Origin of the sequence: Rheinheimera soli (assembly GCF_031457405.1) — a bacterium.
Taxonomy (GTDB): domain Bacteria; phylum Pseudomonadota; class Gammaproteobacteria; order Enterobacterales; family Alteromonadaceae; genus Pararheinheimera; species Pararheinheimera soli_A.
Map to the genome: position 1 here is coordinate 121619 of NZ_JAVDWR010000009.1, position 12169 is coordinate 133787.

9 protein-coding genes are annotated in these 12169 nt (G+C 46.9%); all 9 read right to left on the reverse strand.

The features are described 5' to 3' along the window. Positions 1 to 72: 72 nt before the first annotated feature. The 9 genes from J2W69_RS13740 to J2W69_RS13780 all read right to left on the reverse strand — a co-directional run bounded on the left by J2W69_RS13740 (position 73) and on the right by J2W69_RS13780 (position 12161). Complete coding sequence (locus J2W69_RS13740) at positions 73 to 2208, reverse strand: TonB-dependent siderophore receptor (protein WP_310279467.1); 2136 nt, start codon at positions 2206 to 2208, stop codon at positions 73 to 75. A gap of 156 nt (positions 2209 to 2364) precedes the next feature. Beyond that, the gene (locus J2W69_RS13745) at positions 2365 to 2703 is read right to left on the reverse strand and encodes an FKBP-type peptidyl-prolyl cis-trans isomerase (protein WP_310279469.1); all 339 of its coding nucleotides are present in this window, start codon (positions 2701 to 2703) and stop codon (positions 2365 to 2367) included. A gap of 89 nt (positions 2704 to 2792) precedes the next feature. After that, positions 2793 to 3977 carry a nitrate- and nitrite sensing domain-containing protein gene (locus J2W69_RS13750; protein WP_310279470.1) on the reverse strand — a complete coding sequence of 395 codons (1185 nt, stop codon included), beginning with the start codon at positions 3975 to 3977 and terminating at the stop codon, positions 2793 to 2795. A 287-nt stretch (positions 3978 to 4264) separates the two neighbouring features. Further along, positions 4265 to 5473 carry an alginate export family protein gene (locus J2W69_RS13755; protein ID WP_310279472.1) on the reverse strand — a complete coding sequence of 403 codons (1209 nt, stop codon included), beginning with the start codon at positions 5471 to 5473 and terminating at the stop codon, positions 4265 to 4267. Positions 5474 to 5562: 89 nt separating this feature from the next. Continuing rightward, positions 5563 to 6441 carry a uroporphyrinogen-III C-methyltransferase gene (gene cobA, locus J2W69_RS13760; protein WP_310279474.1) on the reverse strand — a complete coding sequence of 293 codons (879 nt, stop codon included), beginning with the start codon at positions 6439 to 6441 and terminating at the stop codon, positions 5563 to 5565. Between the two features lie 80 nt (positions 6442 to 6521). Further along, the gene (nirD, locus tag J2W69_RS13765; RefSeq protein ID WP_310279476.1) at positions 6522 to 6881 is read right to left on the reverse strand and encodes a nitrite reductase small subunit NirD; all 360 of its coding nucleotides are present in this window, start codon (positions 6879 to 6881) and stop codon (positions 6522 to 6524) included. Between the two features lies 1 nt (position 6882). Further along, on the reverse strand, positions 6883 to 9456 hold the full coding sequence (nirB, locus tag J2W69_RS13770) for a nitrite reductase large subunit NirB (RefSeq protein WP_310279477.1): 2574 nt from the start codon (positions 9454 to 9456) through the stop codon (positions 6883 to 6885). A gap of 511 nt (positions 9457 to 9967) precedes the next feature. Further along, positions 9968 to 10696 (reverse strand): SIMPL domain-containing protein, encoded by a 729-nt coding sequence (locus J2W69_RS13775; RefSeq protein WP_310279479.1) that lies wholly within the window; start codon positions 10694 to 10696, stop codon positions 9968 to 9970. 100 nt (positions 10697 to 10796) lie between these two features. Next, positions 10797 to 12161, reverse strand: coding sequence for a Fic family protein (locus tag J2W69_RS13780; RefSeq protein ID WP_310279481.1), 1365 nt, complete (start codon positions 12159 to 12161; stop codon positions 10797 to 10799). Positions 12162 to 12169: the final 8 nt, after the last annotated feature.

Sequence of the window (12169 nt, forward strand, 5' to 3'; positions counted from 1 at the left end):
TAACTCTGCCCCCTGTGTTACTGACTGAAGCAGACTTACAGATCAGAGCCAAGGCTCTGATCTGTCATCACTTTAGAAGGAGTAAGTTGCGCCTAAAGTGAAGTTACGTGGTGTGCCGTAGCCATATTGATCAAAGAAACCAATCTGGCTGTAGTAGGTTTCGTCAAACAAGTTATCAAGATTAAACTGCACAGATAACTGTTGTGTCACCTCATAACGTGCCATCAAACTTACTAAGCTGTAGGAGTCCTGACGCAGGATTTTTGGTGCTGTACCACTGTATTGTTCATCCTCCCAACTGATACCACCACCTATGACTAAACCTTCTAACGCATTAGCAAAGTCATAAGTGGTAAACAGGTTCAGCTTTTTCCGCGGGTGATCGGTATTCACTTCAGTACCTGCAGCATCTTCGGCTTTAAACTGAGAATAACCAGCAGAGATGTTCCAGCTCTCTGTTAACCGTCCTATCAATTCCACTTCAAAGCCTTTACTTTCCACACCCTGAGCAGCACGGTACATAGTTTGAGGAGGTAAACCATTCACTGGCGGGAAAGTGCCAATGGGCTGCGCCAGATTGTCCTGATCTATCTTAAACAGAGCGACTGCAGTTTGTACTGCACCATTGAGAAAAGAGCTTTTTAAACCCAATTCAGTGTTAGTGCCTTCCAGCGGGTCAATAAAATCGCCTGAAGCTACACGGGCATTTTGTGGTTTAAAAATTTCAGTCTGACTGATATAGGCATTGTGGTTTGCAGTGAGCTGGTACATTAAACCAGCGTAAGGCACAAACACACTGTCATCCCCATAGTTCTCAACCACGCCGTAATTAACGCCTGTGCGCTCCCACTTCGATAAACGACCACCGGCGATCAGTTTTAAATCATCGGTCAGAGAAAATCGGGTGGCTGCATAATAACCGTCTTGTTCTGTCTCTAAATCTACAGCAACCGCAGGAGTTGTTGAGAAAGTCGGCTCCGGATAACTACCACCATTCCACTCATAAAAATTACCTACAGGTGTAAAAGCTGAGGTCTGAGCAAAAGTGACAGTTTCAGCTTCCTGATCGCTGTTTAACATACCCACCACAAACTCATGGCTGCGGCCTGATAACTGGTAATCACCTTTTAACTGCAGATCAAGGCTGTTTTGCTGACTGGTGCCAGAGCTTTTATAAGGAAATGAATTTAAACCCAGACCTGTTGTTTTATCCGGGTTACCTGACAGATACAACAACTGGGTATCTGCAGTATTTTTCGTATAGTTGTAACTCACTTTGCCTTGCCAGCCGTTGGCAAAGTTATGCACCAGATTGGCAAAAGTGTTGGCGTTGGTTGATGCCCAGTAAGTCCAGTCTGCAGCAGAAGTGATATTTCTGTCCCAGTTGGTTTGCGAGCCATCGCTAAACCAGGCTGCTAAACCACCCCAGGTTGAACCTTTAGGGTCGTTGTCCTGATAACTGCTGCCAAAACTGACAGAGGTCTGATTGGTTAAATCAGCATCTACTATGCCATAGAGCACTGTTTTATCGTCTTCAGGGATATCCATAAAGCTGTCGCCCAGTTCTTTTTTGGCAACAAAACGCACACGCACATCTCCCTGACTATCTAAGCCAGTGGAAAGGTCAGTGGTGATAAATCTGTTATTCCAGCGGCCAATACCTGCATTGACATAACCTGTCAGCTCAGCAGAATCAGCATGTTTACGCACCAGGTTGATTGAAGCAGAAGGGTCGCCGGCACCTGTTAATAAACCCGTTGCGCCACGCACCACCTCAATACGTTCATAAATAGACACATCTGCGATAGTTTCACCTGAGTCACCCGCCAAACTCCAGGCTAAAGGCACGCCATCAATCTGGTATTTATCAATATCAAAACCACGGGCGCTAAAAGTATTGCGGGTTGTATCTAACTGTTTAGCCGACACACCTACGGTTTGGCTAATGACTTCGTTAATGCCACTGAAACCCTGATCAATAATACGTTGTGAGGTAATCACGCTGACAGACTGAGGCGTTTCAAACAAAGACAAACCTAAACCTGTGGCCGTATCAATGTTTTCATTGACTGTGTAGTTGCCCACTACAGTGATTTTTTCAATTTCTTTTTCGGCTTTATCATCCGCAGCCTGAACTGCAGCCACCATACAAGCCAATTGCACTGCCACTACCACTGGCAGCTTGCTGAATTTTTGTCGTAAAGCCATGATCACCCCCCAATAAAGTTGGGCGAATAATACATCAATACGAATCATTATCAACTAGATTAAGATAAAAAGCGGAGCTATACGACAAACCAATGTAAGTGGTTTCAAAGCTGTAACTTATTGATAACAAAACAGCTGTGTTTCACAACGAAATCATTAGTCCCGCGTCAACACTTCCAATAGTTCTATCTCAAAAATCAGGTTTGAATTCGGTGGGATCATAGTTCCAATCTGGCGTTCGCCATAGGCTAAATGGGCGGGCACCCACAACTTACGTTTGCCGCCAACCTGCATGCCTTTTAAGCCTAAAATCCAGCCTTGAATGACTCTGTTGTTACTTAAAATGCATTGAAAAGCTTCGCCTCTTTTATAGGATGAATCGAACTCTGTGCCATCTTCCAACCAACCGCGATAATGGGCTGTGATTAAAGCGCCACGTTCTGCCGCTTTGCCTTCCCCCGGCACCATATCTTCAATTTTTAATTCTGTGGTCATATCTAAAACGCTCTGTGTTTTTCGCGCAGAGTATAATGCCAAACAGATTAAAACCAGAAAAACAACAGGCGGACTAAAACCTTACCCGGTTAAGTTTTCACCGGCACCAAGGCTTTCACTACAGCACCAGCTACATCCGCAATACGGCATTGTTGTTTCATCGCACTTTGCTGCAATTGGCGATAGGCCTGTTCTTCCGTCAGTTTTTTATACTGCATCAACAACAACTTGGCGCGGTCTATCAGCTTTTGTTCAGTGATAGCGCGGCGGGCGTCTGTCAGTTCGGTTTGCATTTGGCGGATATGCTGCGCCTGTTCAGACAGCAACTGATAAAAGGATCGGCTGGGTGCCTGTACATTTTGTTCCGCAAAGCTGCCTGGCAGCGCTGAAGCTCCATATAAACCCGGCATGCTGGGATCGACAAGCAAAGTTAAACCAGCACTGGCTGGCAACTCTGTTAATTCAGTCAGTTGATTCTGATGCTGTTGCAGCTGCTGCAATGCAGCTTCTACAGTGGAGGAAGTCAGTTGCTGCAATTCTGTAGTCAGGCCTGCCTGCAACAAATGCATAGCGTCTATACGTTCAGTCGCAAACTGATACCACAGATCGCTCAGCGCAGGCACCGGAGCTTCGGTACCTGACAGTTGTTGGATCATAGTTCTTAGTTGCTGCAGTTGTTTTGTTGCGCTGGCTTGTTCCTGTAAATGCCACTCTTGTTGTTGACCAACAGTGGCAAACTCCAGAAATACAGCGGCACTGTGTTGTTGCGCCTGTTGCAGCAATAACAAACGTTCAGCAAGCTCAGTTGTTAACTGACCTGAAGCTAAACCCATAGCGCCCCATGCCCTCTCTTGTCCGGCATATTCTTTGGTTTGCAGTAAGTTAAATAAAGCCACCAGAAAGCGGGTAATAGCAGCGTCACAAGCTAAATCGGCCGATTCCAATACTACGGCCAGCCAGGCTGCAATTAACCGGCTATAAGCTTCTGTCGATTGCAGCGGAGTCAATTTCTGCTTACCAACCTGTTCACGTAACTCAGCCAGATGATCCATGCCCTGAAGCGCCAGACAAACACCACTTAATAAACGGCTGCTATTACAAGGTTCTGCCGCCTGCAGGTATTGCTGCGTTAACTGAGTGCGTAGTTGCTGCTCTGCTTTCGTGCTTTGTAGTAGTTGCTGCTGACGCTGCTTTGCAAATAATTCACAGCCTGACGCCAGAAAAATATTACTGATGCCACGCTCACGTTGCAACTGATGCACCAATTCACTCATGCTGGTCACCAGTAAACAGTTAGCCGAAAGCTGTTGCAGGGCTTTTATTTCAGCCTGTTTAGCAGAGAGCAAAAAGAGTGCGGTTGAATGATTCATCTGTTACACAAAAAACTTCATATCCATAAGCTCTAGCAATGCTTATTCCACAACCGCACTCTCTTCGTCAGAGCAGGTCAGCACAGGGCTAAGCCGATCTTTGATCTATTCTGACCCAACCCAATAGTGCAGCAACGCCCCTTAAAGGTGCATTGCTGCACGAGATTGTGCATCTGAAACTGCCAGTGCAGTTAATACTTCGCCAGCCACTGTAGCCACCATTTACTGGTGTCTGTGTGTAAGCTGTTCGCCTGATAATCAGCATATTTCAGCAACACCGCATGCTGAGCGTTCAGGCTATAACTCAGCTGTAGATCCAGCTCTTTGCCATAATCTGCTCCGCCCTCTGCAGCTTCCAGCCAGTGGTAAAAGGCTATCAGCTCCAGCTTGTCCAGTTTATAGCCCAGCTTTATATACTTATCTTCAATGCCATTGGCAGGTGTTGTCAGGAACTTATCAGCAAAACCCTGAAACTTATGCAAAGTGGCGAGCGGTGTGGCGAAACCTATGCCGTTACCAGAACCAGTATCAGAACCTAAAACCTCAACACCCACTCCGCTTTGCCAGGCACCCAGCCAGAAGCTCGCTTCCAGAATCCAGTAGTCTGCTTTGTACGAGTTTGGGTTATCGCCAGCATCTTGTTGCCAGGCGTAAGAGCCATAAAGCTGATAACGGCTGCTTTGCGATAAAACCTGACTGTACTGATAATCCAGCCCCAGCGTTTGGTTTGACACCAAAGGCGCATCTTCAAATTCCATCAGGTAAGCAAAAGCACCTAACTGATGGTTGCTGCTGGGTAGATAACGTAAATCCAGCAGATGTAAATCCGAGCTCCAGTCGCCTTGTGGGCTTTTACTGCCAAATACTCTGTTCACTTTGCTGCTGTAGCTGTAATCCAGTTTTAACTCAGGAGACAAGCTGGTTTGATACCGCACCGCATCAAAAGTCTGCTCATTCTGGCGCCAGCCGACACCCCCAACAAAACGCTCGTTAGCTAAGTTAATGCGCTGACGGCCAATTTTGAGTGTCTGGCTGTCACTTTGATACTGGATAAAAGCCTGATTTAAATCGGCACCAGCAGGGTCGGCCACCACTGGATAAGCAGTTTTACCGTTGATACTGTCGTTGTAATTTTTATCTCCTATAGCTGCGACATAATCAAATTCACCACCTGCCGACCAGCTATGGTTGAATTTTTGCGTCAGGCTAAAACGCGAGAGCAAGGTGCTGGCCAATGCATTTTCAGCAAGGCCTTCCTGATCCACAGCTTCCAGCCGGTAACGGAATAACATCTTGAGTTCAGGTGCAGCTAAAGCAGCGGAAGTTGCTTCTTCAGCCACAGCAGAAACTGAAGTACAAGCGGCCACTATGGCCAAAGCGGTTAATGAGTAATAGCGCATAAGGCATTCCTTGTATTTTGGGTAAAGCTTCGCCAACTGACGCTTAAAAGCCGCCAGAGGGCAAAACGAAATTAAAAAACGGGTTAGCTTTAGCTGGTAACGGCGACTTGCTGCAACAGGCTCAAATCGACTTTCATTCGCTGATCCAGCACCTCGCCAACCACTATCAGAGTTGGGCCAGCCAGAGGATGCGCAGCAAGACGATCATTGATATCGAACAATGTGCCCTGCAGTTGTTTTTGCTGAGCAGTACTGACCTGATCCAGCAGTGCTATAGGGGTGTCTTGTGGCCAGCCAACACAAACTAAACCAGCACAGAGTTGCTGCAAGCGATTGAGCCCCATATAGACCACCAAAGTGGGGTTAGAACCATTGGCTCTGTATTGATAACAAGACCAATCGGGTTGCCTCAAAGGGTCGGCAAACTGCGCCGTTAAAAACTGCACTGAAGTTGCACAACCTCGGGCTGTTAATGGAATACCACAATAGGCTGAAGCAGCACAGGCGCTGGTGACGCCAGGCACTATCGCAAAGGCAATACCGGCTTGTTGCAAAGCTGCTGCTTCTTCTGACACCCGGCCAAAAATCGCCGGATCGCCACCTTTTAACCGCACCACTAAACCACCTTGCTGACCGTATTCAACCAGCAACTGGTTGATCTCTTGTTGTGGCATGGCATGGCGGCCCGCTCTTTTACCCACAAAGACTTTTTTGCAACGCCGTGGCGCTATCGCCAACAGCTCAGCCGAAACTAAACTGTCAAACAACAGCACATCAGCCTGCTGCAATAAACGCTGAGCTTTGACGGTAAGCAGCTCAGGATCACCAGGCCCTGCACCTATCAGCACCACCTGGCCTTTACCTTCAGGCTTTTGCTGCTCTGTTTGTGCAGCTTCACCTTTCCAGTTCCAGCCGGATAGCCACTGCGCCGCCTGTGGTACTCGTAGTAAATGACTGATTACACTCATCTTGCTTCCCACCCTTTTACTTTTGTCTGCCTTTTTGCCTTGTCCTTTGCCTTTATCGCGGTTCTTTGTGAGCCTTGCGATCAGGCCGCTGATGCTTGTTGATTTTGTTGTTCAGCATTCAGCCACAGCCTGCCCTGTTGCAGTTTCACCCCATACACAGGGATCACCACTTCAGGTTGTTCTACGCACTGGCCTGTAGTCAGGTCAAAGTGCTGTTTGTACAAAGGTGAAGCGACCACTATTTGCTCACCTACAGAACCTAAAATCCCTCTCGACAGCACATTAGCTTTGCCCACAGGGTCGTAATTACCCACAGCATAAATCTGCGGTTCGCCCTGCAGCTCCAGCAAAAACACCGCCACCTGCTGGCCGTTCAGCAAAGCGCAGATGCCGCTATTTTCGACTAAATCTTCAAAAGCACAAATATCAGTCCAGACCATGTTAGTTCTCCTCTGCTAAAGCTGTGACAGGCAGCTCTGTGATTGGGATTTGTTGCAACCACTGGCGTTTTTCTTCTGCCGTAGCAGGACGAATTTGTGAACGTTCTTCAACAAAAACGATGTTTTCATCCGCATCCGGGCTGTTTACAAACTGACGGAAACGTTTCAGTGCTTGTGGGTCGTCCAATGTGGCTTTCCATTCACAGGCATAAGTATTCACTAAGGCAGCCATCTGGTTTTCCAGCTCTGCCGCTAAACCCAGCTCGTCGTCTATGATGACTTTGCGCAGATAGTCCAGACCACCATCCAGCTTTTCCATCCAGACTGAAGTGCGCTGCAAACGGTCAGCTGTGCGGATATACAACATCAGAATGCGGTCTATGTAGCGGATTAAGGTTTCGGTATCGAGGTCGGTGGCAAATAAGTCAGCGTGGCGTGGTCTCATACCACCATTACCGCAAACATAAAGGTTCCAGCCATTTTCGGTGGCAATAATGCCTATGTCTTTGCTTTGCGCCTCAGCACATTCGCGGGTGCAACCCGACACTGCCATTTTGATTTTGTGTGGTGCACGTAAGCCTTTGTAGCGGTTTTCGATAGCTATGGCCTGACCGACACTGTCTTGCACACCATAACGACACCAGGTGCTGCCAACACAAGACTTCACAGTCCGCAGCGACTTGCCATAGGCATGACCTGTCTCAAACCCTGCATCGACCAAACGCTGCCAAATGGCAGGTAACTGCTCTAAACGCGCGCCAAATAAGTCGATACGCTGACCACCGGTAATTTTGGTGTAGAGGTTAAAATCCAAAGCCACCTGACCTATCACCAGCAGTTTTTCTGCGGTAATTTCGCCACCTGCAATACGGGGTACCACTGAATAAGAGCCGTCTTTTTGCATATTGGCAAGGAAGGTATCGTTGGTGTCCTGCAAACCGACATGAGGTTTTTTCAGCACATAATCATTCCAGCTCGACGCCAGAATAGAAGCTGCAGTGGGCTTACAAATATCGCAGCCCAAACCCTGACCATGACGGCTCAAGAGTTCAGAAAAAGTTTTAATACCGCCTACCTGCACCAGATGCAGCAGTTCCTGACGGGAATAAGCAAAGTGTTCACAGAGGTGATTTTTCACCTCAACACCACGGCTTTTCAACTCGTCATCCACTACTGATTTCAGCAAAGCCGTACAACCACCACAACCTGTGCTGGCCTTAGTGCAGCTTTTGATGCCAGCTAAATCACAGCAACCACTGTCCATAGCCGCCACTATGTCGCCTTTCGCCACGTTATGACAGGAACAAATGGTGGCGCTGTTGGGTAAAGTTAAAGCCGCTAAAGGTGCGCCGGACGCTGCTGGTAAAATCAGTTGTTCCGGCTGTTTTGGCAGCAGCATATCGTTGAGAGCATATTGCAGCAGACTGTCGTAGTTACTGGTGTCACCCACCAGCACAGCACCCAACAGACGCTTACCGTCTTTGCTCACCACCATTTTTTTGTAGACTTGAGCACGCGGATCGGTAAACACATAACTTAAAGCGCCGGGCGTTCTGGCATGGGCATCGCCAATAGAACCCACTTCCACACCCAGCAGTTTCAGCTTGGTACTCATATCAGCACCAGTGAAACTCTGCTCACCACCAGTCAGTTGACTCACCACCACACGCGCCATCTGATAACCAGGCGCCACCAGACCAAAAATCTTTTGCTGCCATAAGGCACATTCACCTATGGCGTAAATATGTGGGTCTGAGGTCTGGCACTGATCGTTGACGACTATTCCACCACGTGGGCCACCCGGCTCGCCTACAGCTAAACCACAGCTGCGCGCCAGCTGGTCATAAGGCCGGATGCCAGCAGAAAACAGCACTAAGTCAGTCTCTAAACTTTCGCCATCGGCAAACTGCAACTGATAACGACATTCAGTGCCAGCCACTATCGCCTGAGTGGCTTTGCCGGTATGCACTTGCACACCCAGTTCAGAAATTTTCTGGCTTAACATCTGACCGCCGCCCTGGTCCAGCTGCACAGCCATCAGTTGGGGCGCAAACTCCACCACATGAGTTTGTAAGCCGAGTTGTTTCAGCGCATTGGCCGCCTCCAGCCCCAGCAAACCACCACCTATCACCACACCCACTTTACTTACAGCAGCGCTTTGCGCTATTGCATCTAAATCCTGCAAAGTGCGATACACCAGACAATGCGGCTGATCATTACCAGGAATTGGTGGCACAAAAGCGTAAGAGCCAGTCGCCAGCACCAGCTCGTCGTAATAAAACTGACCGCCCTGACTGGTCACCACCAACTGCTGTTCACGGTTAATTTGCTCCACCCAGCAATTCAGGCTGTACTGAATATTGGTCGCCTGATAGGCTTCTTCTGTGGTTAACGCCAGTTGTTCTGCGCTGGTACCGCTGAAATAGCCGGATAAATGCACCCTGTCATAAGCCAGCTGAGCTTCACCACAAAGCACAGTGATCTGTGCCAACGGGTCTTTAGCTCGTAATTGATCCACAAAATGATGGCCCACCATGCCGTTGCCGATCACCAGAATTTGTTTGGTCTGCTGCATTGTTCTGTCCTTAAGGCTTTTGGCGACTGACTCAGCCACCAAATTTTGCCCATAAAAAAAGCCCGGCTCTGCACCACCAAAAAGGTGGTCAGAAACCAGGCTTCGTTGCCAGCGCACAGCCAAAGCTATGTGCTTAAATTCAAATTGTGTTGCATTAGCTTTTGCCAATGCACGAGTAACGCTGGTTAAACAAAAGCACAAAGAATGCCAGTTTATTAACTAGCTGATTTTATTGAATAATGGCTATTTTATGTGCAGGTGACGATCAAAACCTTGCGTTGAATTGGTGCAAAATGGCACCGGATTGAGGCAGAACATTTCTTAGCATGCACAGATCCAAAGGTAATTTTTCCAAATTGAGTTTTGTAACAAACAACATCAAAAATATCAGTGGAAAACACAACTCATAAAATACCAAAAACACATTTAAAACAATGAATTAACTCTGCAACACAAGAACAAAACGCAAATTTTAAATTTTGCGTTTTGCTGTTGAGGTGTCATCAAAGCCTTACTTCAGGGTATACACCACATAAACCACAGCACTGGCTTTCATAGCGCTGATTTCAAAAACAGCTTGCCGCCTCGCACCCGATACAGACACAGCATCATAAGATATGTTGCTCAATGCTCCATCGATGGATTGAGTTGGCGTCAAACTGTATTGATCGTCCGAACGTGTCTTAAACTCACTAATTGAATAAACATCTTTAATTTTTTTGCCCTGCGTAGCCGCCATATCTTCAGCTTTTTGTCTGGCTTCTTTTAACGCCAGCATTGCCACTTGTTTTTTGATCGCCCGTTGGTCTTTTATCACGCCAACGCTATTCAAAATATCGTTGATACCGCTTTTTACCAGCACATCCATCAACCGGGAATATTTAGCTGGCTCAGGTAATGTAATTTCAACAGTCCAGCCAACTCTTGTACCTTGAAGTATTTTCTTTTTATTTTCATAATTATGCTCAACTTCAATACTCAATGGTGAAGCGCTAATTTGCTCTTTACCTATACCCAGCGGCTGTAATGCAAGTAATAGATCACTGGCTTTTTGCTCCACCTTTTGTTTCGCCAACTCCGGGTCCATATCCAGTTCAGTAATATCCACTGTAGTTTTCACCATATCCGGATACACCAGTTGCTCTGCATAACCCTCAACATAAATATGGGGCTCTGTTGGGATCACGTTGGCCAGCACGGGCTGGCTTAATAACAAACAAAATCCTATTAGTTTTTTCATTTTATCTCCTTGTCTCATCCATTCAGGCGCTTATGCACCGATCCAGTCTATATCTGTCTTAGGGAAACGGCAGCAAGCTTATTGATACTTTTTAACGGAGCTACATTCCCCAACGATGCTGAATTTGTTGTTTATCCAACATCCTGTATACCCATTCCCGGCCTTCTTTTACTTTGCTAAACAGCTCCAGTTCAACCAGCTCGTTCAGCACTGTTGCCGCAGTGTTGTAAGAACAACCCAAATTCTCTTTCACATTGTTAGCGGTAAATAACTTAGCGCTGCCACTGCGGGCTACCTGAAACACAATCTTCTGCTTTTCATTTAGTTTTTGATAGATACCGGATGACCATAGCCAATGAAGAAATGCCTCATTTTCTTTGATGTTTTGCTCACATATAGCCCTGTAGTCCTCTATAGCCCGTAACACTATGCTGCATTGGTAATCAATAAAATAGGTCAGATCCAATTGGTCAGTTTCACTGTGCAGATACGACTTACCGTACTTCACAGGCGCCTTCTTTAATAGCAGACTAATAGCTATATACCGAAAAGCCGCATAGTCGTTTTTAAACATAAACCAATAAAACAACGCCCTGGCTACTCTGCCATTACCATCCCGGAATGGGTGCTCGTACCCTATCGCAAAATGAAGAACTATGGCTTTCACTAATGGATGTATATAGTTTGGACTTTCCGCCGAGTCATGACAGGTGTTCAACCAATCACAAAGTAGTTGTAAACGATCGACAATACCTAAAGCAGCAGGAGGTTGATGCAATACCTCTCCATCCCTGCCCATAACCACTACATCGTCAGTTTGTCTGAACACACCGGGCGTATATTTCTCATCCGCAATACCTTCCACTCCAATCCGATGCAATTCAGTAATGAACTCCAGGTTTAAACTTTTATGCCTCTGCTCCCAGGCCCATTGCATCATCTGGAAATTACCAATAATCATTTTTTCGTCTGCGGTTCTTGCTTTACGCTTAGTTTGCAGCATTTCTTTTGCCACTAAAGTGGTAGTGGCAGCCCCCTCCAACTGACTGCTGCTAATCGCCTCATCCTGGATCAGGTCGTTCAGCAGATACTCAAACTGCTGAGCTTCGCCAATTTGCCTGCTGATGTTTTCCAGCACAGTTTTAGTGCTGTATCTGTCAGTAAAAGAAACTGCTTTTTGAATGATTGGGGTCAGCATAAAACTGCAATTCTGAGCAGGTTCGCCAAGCGCTAACAACGGCTGCTGTTGCGCCAGCCTGCAACTTTTGACAAAAGCCCACACCCACTCTGGATTTAACTCTTTTGCAACCCGAAACCTCAGCTCGTCAAAATGCAAATAGCGGCCTTGCTCATCTACACTACGAAAATGCGACAGATATAAAGGGATCTGTTCTGGATTAGCTGCAGACAAATCGGTAATCACAGAGGTGACATCTGGCACAGGATGGGGTGGATGCTTAATCACTTTGATCT